The sequence below is a fragment of the Ruegeria sp. CDSB013 genome (assembly GCF_059611165.1).
In genome coordinates this window covers 1-18961 of record NZ_JBXWPA010000008.1, presented here as the reverse complement: position 1 = coordinate 18961, position 18961 = coordinate 1, and the positions used below count along the sequence as shown (strand labels likewise).

Genomic DNA, 18961 nt, shown 5'->3' with positions numbered 1-18961 from the left:
GGTAGAAATACCACCCACCCCTTGGTTTCATTGACTTCCCCGTGACGTGGCGGCACAACCTGCGCCATCACCATGTCATTGGGGGAGTTTTCCATGAAGAAAGTCTATGCCAATGCCACCGAAGCGCTTGATGGAGTGATTTCGGACGGCATGATGATCGCGGCGGGCGGTTTCGGCCTGTGCGGTATTCCCGAATTGCTGCTTGAGGCCATCAAGAACTCGGGCGCTCAAGATCTGACGTTTGCCTCCAACAACGCCGGCGTTGACGATTTCGGCATCGGCATCCTGTTGCAGACCAAGCAGGTCAAAAAGATGATCAGCTCTTACGTCGGTGAAAACGCCGAGTTCATGCGCCAATATCTGGCCGGAGAACTGGAGCTGGAATTCAACCCGCAAGGAACCCTGGCCGAGCGTATGCGCGCCGGTGGCGCAGGCATCCCCGGGTTCTATACCAAGACCGGTGTGGGCACCGTGATCGCCGATGGTAAAGAGCACAAAGACTTCAATGGCGAGACTTACATCTTGGAAGAAGGCATCTTTGCCGATCTGGCCATTGTCAAAGCCTGGAAGGCCGATGACACCGGCAACCTGATCTTCCGCAAGACCGCGCGCAACTTTAACGTACCTGCTGCGACCTGTGGCAAAATCTGCATCGCCGAGGTCGAGGAAATCGTGCCGCGTGGTTCGCTGGACCCCGATATGATCCACCTGCCCGGCATCTACGTGCATCGCATCATTCAGGGTCAGCACGAAAAGCGCATCGAACAACGCACCACCCGTAAGAAGGAGGAAGCATAATGCCCTGGGATCGTAATCAAATGGCCGCACGTGCGGCGCAAGAGCTGGAAGACGGCATGTATGTAAACCTCGGCATCGGTATTCCGACGCTGGTGGCAAACTACGTGGGCGACAAGGACATCACCCTGCAATCCGAGAACGGAATGCTGGGTATGGGCCCCTTCCCCTTTGAAGGCGAAGAAGACCCGGATCTGATCAACGCTGGCAAGCAGACGATCACGGAGCTGTCCCGCACCGCCTATTTCGACAGTGCCACATCGTTTGCCATGATCCGCGGCGGTAAGATCGCGGCCGCCGTTCTGGGCGCGATGGAGGTCGATGAAGAAGGCGATCTGGCCAACTGGATGATTCCGGGCGTGCTGGTTAAAGGCATGGGCGGCGCGATGGACCTGGTTGCAGGTGTTCGTCGCGTGATCGTCGTGATGGATCACACCAACAAGCACGGCAAGTCCAAGCTGCTGAAGAAGTGCACCCTGCCCCTGACCGGCAAGAAGGTGGTGAATCGCATTATCACCAACCTTGGCGTTCTGGACGTGGTTGATGGCGGCCTGAAGATCATCGAGATTGCCGAAGGCGTGACCGAAGACGAAATCCGCGCCGCGACCGAAGCCAACATCGTCAACTAATTCACACCAATGAAAAGGCCCACCGTTTCGGGTGGGCCATTTTCAGTTCAACGTTTGGAATACACACCCATCCGTTATCAGCTGAGGCGGTGTCGAACACAACGCCCGCGCCACCTGAAACGCTGCAAGAACCTTGGGTACGTAATCACGGGTCTCTGCGTAAGGTGGGACGCCCTCGTGCTTACGTACGGCCCCTTCCCCAGCGTTATACCCTGCAAGGACGAGGATCGGGTCGTTACCGAATTCTTCCATCAGCCAGTTCAGGTACTTCACACCGCCCGCGATGTTTTGCGACGGCTGGGTACTGTCCTGAACTCCAAACCGTTTGGCGGTTGCAGGCATCAATTGCATCAACCCCTGTGCCCCGGCCGAGCTTACAGCGTCAGTGCGCCCAGCGGACTCAACGGAAATGACCGCCAGAACCAATGCCGGTGAGACATTTGTTCCAACGGTCGAGCGCAGAATATCCACGCGGCGCTGTTGGGCGATGTTTTGCAGGGTCTGCAAACGGGGTGCCGCGACATTGATCGCAGCCAGCGCATTCATGGCATCGTGCAGTCGTCCGGACCCGGCCTCGGCCAAGGACGGCGACACCCTTTCCCAGAAAGCCTTGTACGAACCAACCGGTTTTTTGCTCGCACCGGGAAGAGTTGGCGGTACGACACGCGTGCGCGCGATGATTTCAGGTTCGACCAATTCTACCCCCGTACTAGGGGCAGACGGGATCTTCGCATGCTCATCGGGCGTGATCTGAACCGTGACGCGCGGTCGTGTGCCGGGCTTGGGGGCCTTGATCCGTTTGTAGACACCTCTTGGTTCAACCTCGTTTGCCACGACTGGCACAGGGCCAGACAGCATCAACGCCGTCAAACCAGCGCAAGTCATTGCGAGCCGGAGATTCATTTGCCTGCCTCATGTTTTTCTTTTGGTTGATTTGAACCTCGAATCTGCCCGTAAAGCCAGAAAAACAACGTGAAATGGGGCAAATTCGCCTCATTTGCCGCAAATTTGCATCTGGCCGTCTAGACAACCTTTGCGTAGTGAAGTTTTTTATTGTTTTTTTTCAATTACTTACCAAAATAACTACCAAAAAGTTAAACTTCATCAAAAAAAAATGGTGTTTGGCCCAATTCCTGCCACGCATAGCGGTCAATCATAGTGCCATACCGAGACGATCGGGAGCGGACTGAGAGAGGAAGCTCTGATAGACGCCGAGGTTTAATAGACTTTTTTAGATCCTTTAGGAGGGACGTAACATGATCAAGTTCATCAAGAACTTCCGCAAAGACGAAGACGGCGCCGTAACAGTAGACTGGGTCGTTCTGACCGCAGCAATCGTTGGCCTGGCATCGGTCGCCTATACCCAAATCGGTACCGGCACTCAGGCTGTTTCGAACAAAGTAGGTGCGACTCTGTCCGACGCGGCGACCAAAACCGCTTCATCGATCCCTGTCACTCCGCCGACCACGCCTTAATCTAAGCGCTTAGTCTTTGTGACTATTTTTCTCGGGGCTGGGTTGTTTGACTCGGCCCCGTAATTTTTCATGGCCCAGCATTGGAAACGATATGTTCAAAAGAACGATCCTATTCTGCAAACGTGAAGACGGGGCCGTGACGGTTGACTGGGTGGTTTTGACAGCCGCAATCGTGGGAATTGCCGCCGGTGTTTTCGTTGTTTTTCATCAACCAGTCCGAGACCTGGATGCCAGATCAGGTGCAGCCCTAAGTGGGATCGATGTCGCTGACGAAATTTCCGTGCGTTTCGACGCACCGGATTCGTGAACTCGCAATTGCTTAAATGTCCAAAAAAAATTATTGGACGCGAAAATTTTCAAATATTGTCCCCCTTTTCGACACAATCTCCCTTTAGATCAGTGTTGATCTTCGTCGTAAATCTTTGACGAACTAACTAAATCGAATAACTAAGAGGGGACGCGAATGCGGCTAGTATTTGGACTTGTCCTGATTGTTGGGGTCGCTTTGGCCGGTGGGGCCGTCTACTTGGCAAGGGACTACATCAGTCAAACCCAAGCGGAACTTGAACGGGAAAGATTGGCGACTCAAAACGCGCTCGCAAATGTTAAGACCATTCCAACAGTCCCTGTCACGGTCGTTAACCGGGCCATGAAGTATGGGGAGCGTCTTGCGCCGGAAGATGTACGCATCGTGCAGTGGCCTGAGGACGCGATTCCCGAAGGGACTTTTTCGGATATGGCCGTTTTGTTTCCCACGGATGGGAGGGGCGAGCGGTTTATCCTTCGTACAATCGAAAAAGACGAAGCCCTTTTGGAAGTCAAAGTTACCCAACCCGGTGAGTCGGCCGGCCTTACGTCTCGTCTTGAGAAAGGCATGCGCGCCTTCGCAATCAGTGTAGATGTTGCATCTGGTGTATCTGGCTTTTTACGCCCAGGCGATAACGTCGACGTTTACTGGACCGGATCCCTAAGAGGTACTGGCGGCGAGGGAGAGATCACACGTCTAATCCAGACCAACATCGAACTTATCGCAATTGATCAGACCGCAGGATCGGACGTGACCGGCACAACTATTGCCAGGACGGTTACTGTCGCTATTACCCCGGAACAGGTCGCCGCTCTCGCCCAGGCACAGAACACCGGGCGGTTGTCACTGGCGCTGGTCGGTGCACAAGATGAGACTATTGCGACTGCGATTGAAGTGGACCAAAGAAAACTCTTGGGAATCGAAGAAGCAGCGCCCGCACCCGTCAAAGTCGAGAAACAGATTTGCACGGTTAAGGCGCGTCGTGGCGGCGAAATCGTCGATACCGGAATAATAACGCCCTGCACAAACTAGCGCGAAATCAAAACGTTAACGCCACAAGCCGCGCCATCAGCGCGGCTTGTTTCGTTTCGAATGTTGCGCATTACCCACATAAGGAAAATTCCAGAAACCATTGATTATTGCAATAAAATCGTAATTCGCGCAGTGTTACCGCACATAAGGCATTAGACCTAAAACGAGGCGTGATCGGAGAGGCAGGTCACATGAAAATAAAATCTTGGTTCAACGCAACCCTTCTGGGGTTGGCGTTAGTTATCAGTTCGGCCAGCACTGCTGTCCAGGCTGAAACACTTCGCGTGGTTAAGAACGGTACGGCGGAAACGCTGGACGTTCCGATGAACCGCGCAATCGTCGTTGAAAGCGAAACACCTTTTGCGGAACTCAGCATTGCCAACGCAGGCATCGCTGACATTTCGTCCCTTTCTGATCGTACCATCTATGTTTTGGGTAAGGCACCTGGCCTGACCACGCTGACTTTGTTCGATGGGGCTGGCAACCTGCTGGCCAATGTTCGGGTCCGTGTTTCGCCGGATGTGTCTGAATTCAAAGAGAGATTGCGGCAGATTCTACCGGGTGAGCCAATCGAAGTGCGCACTGCCAACGACGGCATCGTTCTTTCTGGCACGATTTCCAGCTCGGCCAAATTGGCCCGTGCTCTGGAGCTTGCAGAACGTTACGCGCCCGAGCGGGTTTCGAACCTGATGTCCGTTGGCGGCGTTCAACAGGTTATGCTGAAAGTTCGCTTTGCCGAAATGAATCGGTCGGTTGCGAAAAGTCTGACTGCATCGTTGGGCTTTGGCGGCGGTGACGCTACGGGCGGCTTCAACACCCTGAACAGTGCAGGCGCTTTGGCGAACGCCCTCGCCGACAGAATTCCCTTCCAGCAGACAAATACAGGTGCCATCCTGTTTGGCTTTGGTGCCGGTTCAACGCAGGTACGCTTGTTGTTGGAGGCGCTCGAAACCAAAGGGCTCGCCCGTACTCTTGCAGAGCCCAACCTGTCAGCCCTGTCAGGTCAGGAAGCTGAATTCCTGGCGGGTGGCCAAGTCCCGATTCCTGTTCCTGCGGATGACGGCAACATTGCAATCGAATATCGGAACTTCGGTGTGCAGGTTCTCTTTACTCCTCGCGTGGTGGATGGTGATCTGATTAACCTTGAGTTGGGAACATCGGTCTCAACTATTGACCCGAACTCCAACTTCTCAATTGCAGGCAACAACGTGCCTACCTTTATCTCGCGTCAAACAAAGACGACAGTTGAATTGCGAGACGGAGAGAGCTTTGCGATTGCAGGGTTGATTCAGGACAACTTCGCAGACCTGAACAGCCAAATCCCATGGGTCGGCGACATTCCTGTACTGGGTTCTTTGTTCCGCAGCGCGGAATACCAGCGTCAGCAATCTGAACTGGTTATCATCGTCACAGCCCATCTGGTATCACCCACCCGTGGTGAAGCCCTGGCCCTGCCGACAGACCGCGTCAAACCGCCTAGCGAGTTTGACCTGTTCTTGAACGGAAGAACGGCGCGAACCACACGCGTTGGTTCGGGTGCTGCGTCTGAAGTCGCCAAACAGGACTTTGGCAGCTCATACGGCTACATCCTGGAATGATTGAGAGGATAGGACCAATGCAAAAGTGGATCATAACACTGGGTCTGTCGGTCGCCGTTGCCGCGTGTACACGTGAAGCGGGGTACGAAGCTGACCAAGGCGCCTTTGGCAACGCAACTCTAAACAACGTTCAGGTCATGAACGGTGAGCTGACATACGCACAAATCCTGGGCCAGCGGTTTGCCGCAGAAGTGCCAACGCAGATCAATTTTGCGTTTAACAGTTCTCAGCTGGACGCTCAGGCGCAGCGGGTCTTGTTGCGGCAAGCGGCATGGATCAAGCAGTTCCCCGAAGCACGGTTCCGCGTTTACGGCCATACCGATGCCGTTGGCTCAACCGGGTATAACCAGTCGCTTGGGCAACGTCGTGCAAACGCAGCCGTTGCATTCCTGACGCAGCAAGGGATCTCGCGGTCGCGTTTGGAAGCTGTAGTTTCCTTCGGGAAAACGCGGCCTCTGATCGACACTCCGAACCGAGATCGCCGCAACAGGCGCACGGTCACCGAAGTGTCGGGCTTTTTGGATCGCAATCCGCTGGTTCTGGATGGCAAATACGCCGAAATCGTGTACCGCGAATACGTCGAAAGCGCCACGAGGGAAAGCTACATCCAGCGCGACGATGCTGGCGGCAGTGATGAATAATCCATAAGAAATGGGCGGCATCGTCGCCCATTTCCCTACAATTGGTTCTTTTGCGCCAAAATCTTGCCTAAGTTCCAAGCCATCTTTTCAACAATTAGGTGAAGTGCGGCCCGAATTGGCCGCGGCCGGGCAACAGCGAACTGAACCGAACCAGACATGTTCGGGCAGTGAGCAGGCCCAGACGACGAGGATTGTGTGAATGACAAGCGCCAAAACGCATGATGACGGAACTGCCATTCTGGCCTGCACGATCAGCCGTGACGTCCAAAATTTTGATCTTCTGATCGAGGACATGGAAACCATTTTGGGCGAACGCTGGGGCGACCTTGGCTTCGCCGAAGCCCTGGCTTTTTTCAGCCAACCTGAGGCGGAAAGCCTTGAATTCGTTGCGCTTGCCATTGACGGAGAAGATGAGGACAACCTTTCTCTGATGGGCGAGATCATCTCGCAGGCCAAAGAGAAAAAGATCAAGATCGTACTGATCGCCGAAGACGTCACACCTGCATCTCTGCACCAACTACTTCGCAAGGGCGCGGACGAGTTTGTCCCCTACCCTCTTCCCGAGGGAGAGCTGCAGGAAGCCATCGAGCGCATGAACAAACCTGAGCCGGTAGCAGCGACTGCGGTTGCGACAGCTCCTGCCGCTCACGGTGATTCGAAGGAAGGCGCGCTGTTTGTGGTCCATGGGCTGGCAGGCGGTGTGGGATCAACGACTATGGCGGTCAATCTCGCCTGGGAGCTGGCAACTGCGTCAGACAAAGAGGCACCTTCTGTGTGCGTCATCGATCTGGATCTGCAATACGGCAGCGTGTCGACCTATCTGGACCTTCCCCGACGCGAAACCATATTTGAGATGCTGTCGGACACAAACTCGATGGACGACGATGTCTTCTCGCAGGCCCTACAAACCTATGAGGAAAAGCTTGAGGTCCTGACTGCACCGTCCGATATGGTTCCGTTGGACCTGATCACACCCGAAGACATCGAGCGCGTCATCGAAATAGCCCGCAGGAAATTCGACTACGTGGTTGTCGATATGCCGACAACCCTTGTTCATTGGTCGGAAACGGTTCTTCAGGCTGCACATGTGTACTTTGCCATGATCGAGCTGGATATGCGATCCGCTCAGAACGCGCTGCGGTTGAAACGCGCCCTTCAGGCCGAGGAACTGCCGTTCAACAAGCTCCGGTTCGCTCTGAACCGAGCCCCGAAATTCACTGACTTGAATGGCAAAGGCCGGGTCAAGCGAATGGGCGAAAGCCTGGGCATTTCAATTGACCTGCAATTGCCAGATGGTGGCAAACCCGTCATGCAAAGCGGTGATCACGGATTGCCGCTGGCCAAATCCGCCGCCAAAAACCCGCTGCGTCGGGAAATCGCAAAACTTGCAAAATCGCTTCACAGTTTGGGCAGCAGCAGCGCCGAAGCCGCGTAACCGTATTTCAGAGGGGTAGTCGCCGTGTTTTCAAGATACAAGAAGCAGCCAGCAGCGCAGCCGGTCGAGGCTGCTCCTACGCCTGAGGCTGCGGCACAAACGCCTGCTCCGAAAAAAGCATCCACTGAAAACGCCGTCGCCCGTCGCCCAATCCAAAAAAAGGCCGCTGAACCGGTCGCTTCGGACCGGGATCGCAAGCGCAAAGAGCGCCTGGGTGAAATCAAGATCGAGATGCACCGGGAACTGCTGGAAAACCTGAATCTTGCGGCACTTGAAAAGGCCGGAGAATCTGAACTTCGTGCAGAAATCAGCGCAATCTCGAGCGAAATCCTTGAATCTCGTGATATCGTTCTGAACCGCGAAGACCGGTCGCAGTTAAACAAGGAACTGTATGACGAAGTCACTGGTCTGGGGCCCCTTGAGACGCTGCTTCAAGACGACAGCGTCAACGACATCTTGGTAAACGGCCCTCAGCAGATTTTTGTCGAGCGGCACGGCAAGCTAGAAATCAGCGACGTCACGTTCAAGGACGAAAAGCACCTGATGCGGATCATCGACAAGATCGTATCCGCCGTGGGTCGTCGGGTCGATGAATCCAACCCTTATGTCGACGCCCGCCTAGCTGACGGGTCGCGTTTCAACGCAATGGTGCCACCTATCGCCGTTGACGGGTCGCTTGTTTCCATTCGTAAGTTCAAAAAAGACAAGCTGGCCATCGACGATCTGGTCAATTTCGGCGCATTTACCGAAGAAATGGCCGCCTATTTGCAGGCAGCTGTTTCAACGCGTCTGAATATCATCGTCTCGGGCGGTACAGGCTCGGGCAAAACGACGACGCTGAATGCCTTGTCCAGCTTTATTGATGACGCCGAACGCATCCTGACCATCGAGGATACGGCGGAACTTCAGCTGCAACAGACCCATGTGGGACGGATGGAAAGCCGCCCCCCTAACGTCGAAGGCAAAGGCGAAGTCAGCCCGCGCGACTGTCTTAAAAACGCTCTTCGTATGCGTCCTGACCGCATCATCGTTGGCGAGACGCGTGGCGCCGAGGTGATCGACATGCTGCAGGCTATGAACACCGGCCACGACGGTTCGATGACCACGATCCACGCCAACTCGGCCCGTGACGGGATTTCGCGTCTCGAAAACATGATCGCAATGGCCGGAATCGAGATGCCTCTCAAAGCGGTCCGCAGCCAAATCTCATCAGCTGTGAACCTGATCGTTCAGGCCAGCCGCTTGCAGGACGGCTCGCGTCGGATGACCTCGATCACCGAGATTACAGGGATGGAAGGTGACGTGATTTCGATGCAGGAAATTTTCAAGTTTCAACGCGTTGGTCTAACGCCGGACAACAAAATCATTGGCCATTTCACCGCGACCGGTGTGCGCAGCCACTATTCCGAACGCTTCCGCTTGTGGGGCTTTGATCTGCCTCCATCCATCTACGAACCTACGACCGTCTAAGGAGATCCGGATATGCAACTGCCCGTAGAGGCTCTTATCTATGTTGTGATCTTCGTCGGAGTTCTTCTCCTGGTCGAGGGCATCTATCTTGTGGCATTTGGCAAGTCCATCAGCCTGAACAGCCGCGTGAACCGGCGTCTGGATATGCTTGAGAAAGGCGTCGGACGCGAGCAGGTCCTGGAACAGCTGCGCAAGGAAATGCAGCAGCATATGAAAACCCAGAGCATCCCGCTCTATTCGCTTTTGGCCGACAAGGCACAAAAAGCTGCTATCGCCTTTTCGCCACGCCAGTTGGTTATGATCATGGTGCTGGTTTCAGGCTTTGCTTATGTTGGGTTAAGTATCGGGACGGCCACGGATACCGTATTGCGGATTGCGCTTTCGATTGGGATCGGTGTCGGGGGTGTCTATGCTTGGGTGAACCACAAAGCCTCGAAACGTATGGGCCTGATGGAGGAACAACTGCCCGACGCCGTTGAACTAATGGTTCGTTCTCTTCGCGTTGGTAACCCATTTGTCTCAACAATTCAGATTGTTGCGAGCGAAGTACAGGATCCGCTTGGAACGGAATTTGGTATCATCGCTGACGAATGCGCCTATGGCCGTGACGTGGGTGAAGCCCTAAAGGACATGGCAGAACGTCTGGGGATGCAAGATTTGCGCTTTTTGTCTGTTGCTGTCGGAATCCAACAACAGGCAGGCGGTAACCTGGCGGAAATTTTGGCGGGCTTGGCCCAAGTTATCCGTGCTCGGTTTCGCTTGTTCCGGCGCGTTAAGGCGATCACTGCCGAAGCTAAATGGTCCGGCAAGTTTCTGTCTGGCTTCCCCCTTTTCTGCCTGTTGTTCATTCTGGTGAAAGATCCGGGCTACTATGACGAGGTTGTTGACCACGAGTGGTTCATTCCGATGTGCTTCTTTGTGGGCATCATGCTGACACTGAACCTGATCGTCATGCGCATTCTTACGAACATCAAAGTCTGAGGGCTTGAGTATGGAATTTCTGACCCAAATCAATGAAGTCCTGACCGAGCATTTGGGGCCGTTCGGACCACTTATTGTGGTTGGTGTTCTGGGGTTGTTTATGATTCTGGTGGCCGTGCCACTGATGTTGAACCAACCAGAGGACCCTCTCAAGAAACTGCAACGTTCAAATGCAGCGCCCAAGGAAGGCAAGAAAGGCAACAAGGACAAACTGCGACAAGCCAGTCGCAACGAGCAGCTTCAGAAATTTGCGAACTTCCTGGAACCACAGAATCAGGAAGAACTGTCCGCGATGGAACTCAAGCTGCGCCAGGCGGGGTATCAATCCAAGGACGCGGTGCGCTTTTTCCACTTTGCCCAATTTGCCCTTGGTTTGGTCGGGGTCGCGATTGGTGTTCTGTTGGTCACGGTTTTCTCCGGTGGCCAAGAATTCACACCGACTCAAACGGCCACCCGCGTCTTGATCCCGGCATGTGCGTTCTACTTCCTCCCGCGCTATTGGATCACGCGACGCGTTGCCGAGCGAGAAGAAGCCATCGTCGCAGGGTTTCCCGATACTCTGGACCTGATGCTGGTCTGCGTGGAAGCGGGTCAGTCGCTGGATCAGGCAATCGTTCGGGTCGCGGCTGAGATGAAAGTCTCTTACCCGGATATCGCCCTAGAGTTCGAAGTCGTCGCGCACGAACTGAAGGCAGGTAAGGACAGGGACAGCGTTCTCAGAGACTTTGGCACACGTTGCGGTGTTCAGGACGTCAGCTCGTTCGTGACTGTTATGATCCAGTCGGCCACATTTGGTACATCAATCGCCGAAGCCCTGCGGGTTTATGCCGGTGAAATGCGTGACAAACGAGTGATGCGCGCCGAAGAGGCTGCGAATAAGTTGCCAACCAAAATGACACTTGCCACAATGATACTGACGGTGCCGCCGTTGCTGGTCATTCTGGTCGGCCCCTCGGCAAAAGGCATCGCGGACTTTGCAAACAGTGGATCCGGTGGATAACGTCCCGATGAATTCAAATTTCAGGTGTATCCGGTTCAGGCTACGCCGCACGTTTCAGGCCACCTTGGTTCTTGCCATGGTGGCCTCTTGTACAGAAACAGGCTTTTCGAACGATCTGGATGCTCCTGGCATCGACCCTAAGGCCGAAGCTGTTGATCCGGTTACAGTCGGAAACCGGCTGATGGCATCGGGCGAATATGAGCTGGCGCTGACATCCTTTTCCCGTGCCGCGCTGGATCAGGGGATGACAACGGAACTCCTGACCTCAATGGGGACTGCGAACCTGGGTCTCAGGCGTTTAGGGCAGGCAGAGGAACTGCTGCGCCGCGCAATTGAGGATGAGCCTGACTGGCCTATCGCGTGGAACAATCTTGGTGTTGTGCTGATGGAAAAGGCCGAATACCCCGAGGCAGAACAGATGTTCCGGCGGGCCTTTGCTTTGGACAATGGCGAAAGTGACGCAATCTTGGACAATCTGCGCTTAGCACTCGCAAAAATGGAAAATCCTGTTAATACTACCCCGGAAAAACAAGAATATACACTGGAGCAGCAAGGCGACGGGCAATTCAAGCTGCGCAAGCTCCCGTAACATTGGCAAGAGCAGTAAGGGACGCAAAAAATGCGCCAGCAATTCTTGATTCCAACGATGGTAATCTGCGGGATGGTCCTGTCCGCCTGCGAAAAAGAAACCGAGGAAGAAAAGGTCGAACGCACCTATCAGGAGGTGGACGTCATTGACGAAACCAACCTGAGCGAGGTTCTTCTGACCGCGGCTGACCCGAACGAGGCTGTGACCTATTTCAAAGGTGCTGCTGCAAAGAACCCCGGCCGGATCGACCTGCAACGGGGCCTCGCGATTTCTCTTACGCGCGCCAAACGCACGACCGAGGCCGCTTCGGCGTGGAAAAAAGTGACAACCATGAAAGGCGCGAGCAACGTCGACCGGGTCGAATACGCCGCGGCATCGGTCCGCGCAGGTGACTGGTCGACCGCCAAGTCGACGCTGGATTCTGTTCCTCCAACCTATGAGACATTCCAACGTTACCGCCTTGAGGCGGTCGTTGCGGACTCTCGCAAAGACTGGAAACGCGCAGATCACTTTTACGAAACAGCCGTCGGTCTGACCACGCGCCCTGGCAGCGTTATGAACAACTGGGGCTACTCCAAGCTATCGCGCGGTGACTACGCGGATGCGGAAAGGCTGTTTTCCGAAGCTATCCGTCAGGACAAATCGCTGTTCACCGCCAAGAACAACCTTGTTCTGGCCCGGGCCGCGCAGGGCAACTATAACATGCCGGTTGTTCCTCTGACGCAGGTTGAGCGGGCCATGTTACTGAATACAATGGGCATTTCTGCAATCAAGCAAGGCGACATCACAACGGCCAAGAACCTGTTCCGCGAAGCCATTGCAACCCACCCGCAGCATTATGAGGAAGCCGTTCGATCGCTTCGCGCGCTTGAAGAGGCCTGATTCATGAATATCCCTGCGACGGCAGCCGCATGGTTTTTGCCATTTGTGTTGCCGATCTGCTTGTACGTAGCCTTCACTGATCTGCGTAGCATGTTGATCAAAAATCACGCCGTGATCGCTTTGGTCGCGATTTTTGCTGTTGTCGGATTGATTGTGCTGCCACCTTGGTCCACCGAGTGGACGACCGGCGGCGTTGGTCCGATTGCCCTGACGCTGCCGCCCTATCTATGGCAATTGCAGCACATCTTTGTCGTTCTGTTTTTTGGCATCCTGCTCAACGCGGCTGGGGTTATGGGCGCAGGTGATGCCAAGTTTCTAGCGGCCGCCTCGGCCTTTGTCTGGGCCGGTGACTATCTGCTTATGACGCTGATCGCCACTTGTGCCATGCTTGGTGCATATGTGACACATCGGCTGGCCAAACACACGCGCCTTAGGGCAATTGCCCCGGACTGGGAAAGCTGGGATCGGGGCAAGAAATTCCCGATGGGTTTTCCGTTGGGGGCCAGCCTGGCGATCTATCTGATTCTCGGTACTGTTTCCGGCTCATAAACTATCATCAGTCCGCCTTTTCAGTGCCTTGGTGCTGACACAAACCAGGTTAAGATTTTAGGCAAGTGGCCCGTGTGGGGCTTTTGGCGTGATTAGTGGATAGACGGGCAACGCTCATGAATATGCAGACGACCTCGGTTATGGCTCCCCCTGCCCCTAAGGGTATGGCCGAAATGAAACTGCCCATCGTGATGATGCGGGACATTCTGCTTAAGACGATATTCCGAAAGAACGTGGATACGGTCACGGAAATCGCGGAAGCGGTCTGTTTGCCAGGTGCGGTCACGCAAGAACTTGTGGACATTGCCCGCGAACAAAAGCTGCTCGAAGCGACCGGCACACTGAACGCCAACAGTGGCAATGAGATGGGCTATCAGCTTACCGATGCCGGCAAAGCCCGCGCTCTGGACGCGCTGAGCCAATCTGAGTACTTCGGCGCCATGCCGGTTCCGCTGGACGTCTACCGGGAACAGGTCAAGCGTCAGTCTATCCGAAATATTCAAGTGACCCGCGATCAGCTAACGGGCGCCATGGGGCATCTGGTTCTGCCCAACAGCCTGCTGGACCATCTGGGCCCCGCGGTCAGCGCTGGCAGATCCATTCTGATGTATGGCCCTCCGGGAAACGGTAAGTCCTCGATCTCGAACGGTATTCGCGACGCGTTAGGGGACAACGTCTATGTACCTCGTGCCATCGAGTATGCCGGTCAGGTCATCACCGTTTATGACCCGATCGTCCACACCGCGATCGAGCAGGAAGCAGATGACCCCAACAGTCTGCGCCGCCGCAAACGGTTCGACACACGCTATGTTCAATGCGAACGCCCGACCGTTGTAACGGGCGGTGAACTGTCGCTTTCCATGCTGGATTTGGTCTACAACCCGACTGCACGCACCTATCAGGCGCCGCTTCAACTGAAATCAACCGGCGGCATCTTTATCGTGGACGACCTTGGTCGTCAGCAGGAACCGCCACAAGCGCTGGTCAACCGTTGGATTGTTCCTCTGGAAGAGAACAAGGATATTCTTGGCCTCCAATCAGGCGAAAAATTCGAGGTTCCCTTTGACACACTGGTTATCTTCTCGACCAACTTCCACCCGAACGAGATCTTCGACCAAGCGGCCCTGCGCCGGATCTTCTTCAAGATCAAGATCGGTGGTCCGGTTCAAGAAGACTTCCTGAAAATTTTCGCAATGGTGGCGCGAAAACGCGGCATGCCGCTGGATGAATCCGCTCTGGTGCATTTGCTGAAGGTCAAATACCCGACCATCAACAACGTCTACGCCAACTATCAGCCGATCTTCCTGATCGACCAGATGATCTCGATCTGCGAGTTCGAGGGCATCCCCTATCAGATGAGCCCCGACCTGATTGACAGGGCCTGGGCCAACATGTTCGTTAAAGACGAGACAATCGTAAAATAACGCCGTGCCATTTCCGGGACAGGCCGGGTAGTCTGCGTTCATGACGCAGATTCCCGCCCGGATCACGAATTGGTTTGACACCAAAGGCTGGTCCATCCACCCACATCAGCAAGAGATGTTTGACCGGGCTGCGGACCCGGCCACTTTGCTCATTGCGCCAACCGGCGGTGGCAAGACGATGGCCGGTTTCCTGCCGACGCTGGCCGAACTGGCGGAAAATGATCACCCCGGCCTGCATACGCTCTATGTTTCGCCGCTCAAAGCGTTGGCCGCCGACATTCGCCGCAACCTGCGCGGCCCGGCGGATGAAATCGGTCTGCCCATTCGCATTGAAGACCGAACAGGCGATACCACGGCCACGCAAAAGAAACGTCAGCGCGTGGACCCTCCGCACATCCTGCTGACCACGCCTGAAAGCCTGGCCTTGCTAACTTCGTACGAAGACGCCCCGCGGATATTTGCAGGCGTTCAGCGCGTGATCGTGGACGAGATTCACGCGCTGGCAGAAAGCAAACGTGGCGATCAGTTGATGTTGGCGCTGGCCCGTTTGCAAAGCTTGTGCCCTGACCTGCGACGCGTCGGCCTGTCGGCCACAGTCGAAGACCCCGATGCCATCGCGCAGTTTTTGGCCCGCCACCCCGATCCTTGCAAGATCATTCAGGCTGATCCCGGCCCCGACCCCGATATCCAAATGCTTGAGACGCAAGAGATGCCGCCCTGGTCCGGTGGAGGGGCGGCCTACTCGATCCCTGCGGCGTTGGATCAGATCAAACAACACAAAACCACGCTTATCTTTCACAACACCCGCGCGCAGGCCGAAATATTCTTTCACAACATTTGGCTTGCCAATGATGACGGGCTGCCCATTGGAATTCACCACGGCAGCCTGGATCGGCAACAGCGCGAACGGGTCGAGGCTGCAATGATCCGCGGTGACCTACGCGCCATTGTTTGCACCGGCAGTCTGGATCTGGGCATCGACTGGGGCGATGTGGATCTAGTGATCCAGATTGGCGCGCCCAAGAACGTCAAACGTCTGGTTCAACGCATTGGTCGTGCCAACCACCGTTACAACGCCCCGTCCAAAGCCCTATTAGTGCCAGCGAACCGGTTTGAAGTGGTCGAGTGCGTCGCCGCGTTGGAGGCGGCAAAGGCCCATGATCTGGATGGCGAACCGCGCGGACCGGGCCCAAGGGACGTGTTGTGCCAGCATATGCTCATCGCCGCTGCGGCAGGTCCGTTCGATGCAGATGCCCTGTTCACCGAAATGACGGCAGCAGGGCCATATTCTGATCTCAGCCGCGCTGAGTTCGACGCCTGTTTGGATTTCTGTGCAACCGGCGGCTACGCGCTGCGCGCCTATGATCGCTGGCAGCGGCTGTTGCAGCGGCCAGATGGGAAATGGCAGCTAAGAGACCCACGGGCAGCACAGCGTATTCGTATGAACCTGGGCACGATACAGGACACAGACACGCTGAAAGTCCGCCTAAAGCGCAATCGCGGGGGCAAGCCGCTGGGTGAGGTCGAGGAGGCATTTGCAGCCTCTCTGACGCCCGGAGACACGTTTCTGATCGGCGGACAGATCGTACGGTACGAGGGGCTGCGAGAAATGGTGGTCGAGGTCAGCCGCCGGGCGGACAAGAAGCCCAAGATCGCTACATTTTCGGGCACCAAGTTCGCGACCTCGACCCAACTCAGCGACCGTATCCTGCGCATGTTCGCTCAGCCAGACTGGCCACAACTACCTGCCCACACGGCCGAATGGTTAGCGTTGCAGCGGGATATGTCCCGACTGCCTCAACGGGATCGCTTGCTGATCGAAAGTTTTCCCAATGACGGTCGTGAACACCTGTGTGTTTACGGCTTCGCTGGGCGCAATGCGCAACAGACCCTTGGGCTTTTATTGACCAAACGGATGGAGGAAACCGGGTTGGCGCCGCTTGGTTTTGTTGCCACCGACTATGCGACGCTGATTTGGGGCTTGGATGCTGTGACCGACCCAAGCCCATTGCTCCAATTGGACAAACTGCGTGACGGGCTTGAGACATGGCTGGCGGGCAACGCTGTCATGAAACGCACCTTTCGCGCTTCGGCCACAATAGCAGGCCTGATCGAGCGCAATACAGGCGGGCAACGCAAAAGCGGGCGTCAGGCTACGTTTTCCTCGGATATTCTTTACGATACGCTGCTGAAGTATGACCCCGACCACCTGCTGATGCAGATCACCCGCGAGGAAGCAATGCGCGGCCTGGTCGATTTTGGGCGTATCGAGGCGATGATCGAACGCATTGGCGACCGGATCGATCTGGTTCGGCTTGATCGGGTCTCTCCGCTTGCTGCTCCGTTGTTTCTGGAGGTTGGCAAGGTACCAGTCAAAGGTGCCGCCGAAGAACGCCTGTTGGCCGAGGAAAGCGCCCGGTTGCTACAGGCTGCGGGACTGGACACGAAGTAAATCAGGTTGCGCCAGAGGTCAAAACAGGCAAAGAACGTACCATGAACGATTTGGCGTTTTCCTTTGTTGATCAAGACCTGCGCGCTCTGGGAACTGGTGCGTTGTGGTGGCCAAGCCGGAACCTGCTATGCGTCAGCGATCTGCATCTTGGCAAATCCGAACGTATGGCGCGACGCGGTGGTCCCTCACTTCCGCCTTATGACAGTCAGGACACCCTGACCAGGCTGGCCGTAGACATCGACAGAACCGGCGCGCAAACTGTCATCTGTCTGGGCGATAGCTTTGACGATCTGGATGCGTTGACTGCATTGGGCACCACCGAGAAGCTTTCGTTGACGGCCCTTCAGGCAGGCCGACAATGGATTTGGATCGAAGGAAACCACGACCCGGGCCCAATAGATCTGGGCGGAACACATCTGGCTGAATACACGGTGGGTCCGCTGGTTTTCCGACATATCGCCCTACTTGGTGCGCAAGGTGAAGTCTCGGGTCACTACCATCCCAAAACCCGCATCAGGGCACGCGGTCGGACGATCACACGCCCGGCGTTTTTGCTGGACAATGCACGGCTTATCCTACCGGCCTATGGCACCTATACAGGCGGGCTGCGAAGTTCCGAGAAGGTTCTAAGTGACTTGATGAGCGACCGGGCAATGGCCATCCTGACCGGCCCTCATCCGCAAATCATCCCAATGCCGCGCTAAGATCATATCAGCCCATCATCCTCGAGCTTCGGCTTGTACTTCCGGCTGACTGGTATCAGGTCACCATTCACCAGCTTCAAGTAAATTCTGTCGGCTACTTTCTCAGTGGCTGCAACTGCTTCATCCACGACCCAGTGAGAGCGGTGCGCACAGTGCCCGCGCAAGGGCTCCATTTCCCCAACCGCATCAGAGAGCCGTAACCGGATCGCAAAGGTGCCCTCAGATGTGACCACATCCACATAGTGATTGCGCGAGCTCAGGCGATAAATCTGCCCCTGAAAAGACGCAGGCAACCGTCGCGCAAGCCGCGGTGCCGGGGATGATAGTGGTGCGCTTTTGCGTTCCGCTCGGCTGGTCAGTATTAGGCCAGCAGTAAACAAGGCGCTGTATCCTATAACCTGCGGGATGCCGGGTGCAGAGTGGCCCCCAATGGAAAACAGAACCACGCCCAGCAACCAAAGGGACGGGATAAACAACAGCAGAACAAACAGGGCGATTGCCAGGTCACGCACCGGCAGGTTCAGAACAGTCCCGGTTTCGCGGATCAGTTTTCGGGCCATCCAGGTCGACGTCACAGCGATGCCCATCACCCCGAACCAAAATAAGAAGCATATGACAAATGGCAAATCAGACATCTGGAATGGCGGAAAAGCGTAAGCCAGCATAGGAAGGAAGAACGCTCCGGCCACCACACGTTGTGGGCTGCACAGGCTTAAGATGGGTCTTAGCTTTGAAGTCATACCATATCAAAAACCGCTTTCAGGGGCCCAGCCAAAAGCCCCGGAAAGCTAACATTCACACACTGTAAACGGCTGGGATATCCCGGCTACCACGCGCCATTCAGACATTCAAACCTTAAAGTGGGGAAATTTAGCCCGTTGACATCATGGTCAAATTTGGCGCTTGGACAATTTACCGGTGCGTTAAGGCGCATTATTTGCGCCCTAACGCACCAGGTCAGGCTGTGAGGCCTTCTGGTTCTGGGAGTTTGTTTGCGC

At 55.4% G+C, this 18961-nt stretch carries 19 protein-coding genes; 17 read left to right on the top strand and 2 right to left on the bottom strand.

Going from position 1 to position 18961, the window contains the following annotated elements:
• Positions 1-93 precede the first annotated feature (93 nt).
• Complete coding sequence (locus AC2FJF_RS14230; RefSeq protein ID WP_108861806.1) at positions 94-798, top strand: CoA transferase subunit A; 705 nt, start codon at positions 94-96, stop codon at positions 796-798.
• Positions 798-1424, top strand: coding sequence for a CoA transferase subunit B (locus AC2FJF_RS14225; RefSeq protein WP_058276937.1), 627 nt, complete (start codon positions 798-800; stop codon positions 1422-1424). The genes AC2FJF_RS14230 and AC2FJF_RS14225 overlap by 1 nt, the downstream gene beginning before the upstream one ends.
• Positions 1425-1466: 42 nt before the next feature.
• Here the strand turns inward: AC2FJF_RS14225 and AC2FJF_RS14220 are convergent, their stop codons facing one another.
• Positions 1467-2327: a lytic transglycosylase domain-containing protein gene (locus AC2FJF_RS14220; RefSeq protein ID WP_496725987.1), complete on the bottom strand. Its 861-nt coding sequence runs from the start codon at positions 2325-2327 to the stop codon at positions 1467-1469.
• 353 nt (positions 2328-2680) lie between these two features.
• Between AC2FJF_RS14220 and AC2FJF_RS14215 the strand changes: the two genes are divergently transcribed.
• From AC2FJF_RS14215 to pdeM, 15 genes are all read left to right on the top strand, one after another.
• Positions 2681-2899 carry a Flp family type IVb pilin gene (locus AC2FJF_RS14215; RefSeq protein ID WP_496725986.1) on the top strand — a complete coding sequence of 73 codons (219 nt, stop codon included), beginning with the start codon at positions 2681-2683 and terminating at the stop codon, positions 2897-2899.
• Positions 2900-2990: 91 nt separating this feature from the next.
• Positions 2991-3206, top strand: a complete 216-nt coding sequence (locus AC2FJF_RS14210) for a hypothetical protein (RefSeq protein WP_496725985.1) — start codon at positions 2991-2993, stop codon at positions 3204-3206.
• Between the two features lie 156 nt (positions 3207-3362).
• Entirely contained in the window at positions 3363-4238 is an 876-nt protein-coding gene (gene cpaB, locus AC2FJF_RS14205; protein WP_496725984.1) for a Flp pilus assembly protein CpaB, read from the top strand.
• Positions 4239-4429: 191 nt separating this feature from the next.
• Positions 4430-5836: a type II and III secretion system protein family protein gene (locus AC2FJF_RS14200; RefSeq protein ID WP_496725983.1), complete on the top strand. Its 1407-nt coding sequence runs from the start codon at positions 4430-4432 to the stop codon at positions 5834-5836.
• 17 nt (positions 5837-5853) lie between these two features.
• Positions 5854-6477: an OmpA family protein gene (locus AC2FJF_RS14195; RefSeq protein WP_496725982.1), complete on the top strand. Its 624-nt coding sequence runs from the start codon at positions 5854-5856 to the stop codon at positions 6475-6477.
• A gap of 199 nt (positions 6478-6676) precedes the next feature.
• A complete protein-coding gene (locus AC2FJF_RS14190; RefSeq protein ID WP_496725981.1) occupies positions 6677-7912 on the top strand; it encodes a CpaE/TadZ family protein in 1236 nt (411 codons plus the stop codon).
• Between the two features lie 24 nt (positions 7913-7936).
• Positions 7937-9382, top strand: a complete 1446-nt coding sequence (locus AC2FJF_RS14185) for a TadA family conjugal transfer-associated ATPase (RefSeq protein ID WP_496725980.1) — start codon at positions 7937-7939, stop codon at positions 9380-9382.
• Between the two features lie 12 nt (positions 9383-9394).
• Positions 9395-10363, top strand: coding sequence for a type II secretion system F family protein (locus AC2FJF_RS14180; protein WP_496725979.1), 969 nt, complete (start codon positions 9395-9397; stop codon positions 10361-10363).
• Positions 10364-10373: 10 nt separating this feature from the next.
• Positions 10374-11363, top strand: a complete 990-nt coding sequence (locus AC2FJF_RS14175) for a type II secretion system F family protein (RefSeq protein ID WP_496725978.1) — start codon at positions 10374-10376, stop codon at positions 11361-11363.
• Between the two features lie 7 nt (positions 11364-11370).
• Complete coding sequence (locus AC2FJF_RS14170; protein ID WP_496725977.1) at positions 11371-11952, top strand: tetratricopeptide repeat protein; 582 nt, start codon at positions 11371-11373, stop codon at positions 11950-11952.
• 30 nt (positions 11953-11982) lie between these two features.
• Positions 11983-12834, top strand: a complete 852-nt coding sequence (locus AC2FJF_RS14165) for a tetratricopeptide repeat protein (RefSeq protein WP_496725976.1) — start codon at positions 11983-11985, stop codon at positions 12832-12834.
• Between the two features lie 3 nt (positions 12835-12837).
• Entirely contained in the window at positions 12838-13383 is a 546-nt protein-coding gene (locus AC2FJF_RS14160) for a prepilin peptidase (protein WP_496725975.1), read from the top strand.
• 116 nt (positions 13384-13499) lie between these two features.
• Complete coding sequence (locus AC2FJF_RS14155) at positions 13500-14807, top strand: DUF8689 domain-containing protein (protein WP_496725974.1); 1308 nt, start codon at positions 13500-13502, stop codon at positions 14805-14807.
• A gap of 40 nt (positions 14808-14847) precedes the next feature.
• Positions 14848-17259 carry a ligase-associated DNA damage response DEXH box helicase gene (locus AC2FJF_RS14150; protein WP_496725973.1) on the top strand — a complete coding sequence of 804 codons (2412 nt, stop codon included), beginning with the start codon at positions 14848-14850 and terminating at the stop codon, positions 17257-17259.
• Positions 17260-17300: 41 nt separating this feature from the next.
• Complete coding sequence (gene pdeM, locus AC2FJF_RS14145; protein WP_496725972.1) at positions 17301-17963, top strand: ligase-associated DNA damage response endonuclease PdeM; 663 nt, start codon at positions 17301-17303, stop codon at positions 17961-17963.
• A 2-nt stretch (positions 17964-17965) separates the two neighbouring features.
• Here pdeM and AC2FJF_RS14140 read toward each other — a convergent pair whose 3' ends face one another.
• A complete protein-coding gene (locus AC2FJF_RS14140) occupies positions 17966-18550 on the bottom strand; it encodes a LytTR family DNA-binding domain-containing protein (protein ID WP_496725971.1) in 585 nt (194 codons plus the stop codon).
• Positions 18551-18961 lie beyond the last annotated feature (411 nt).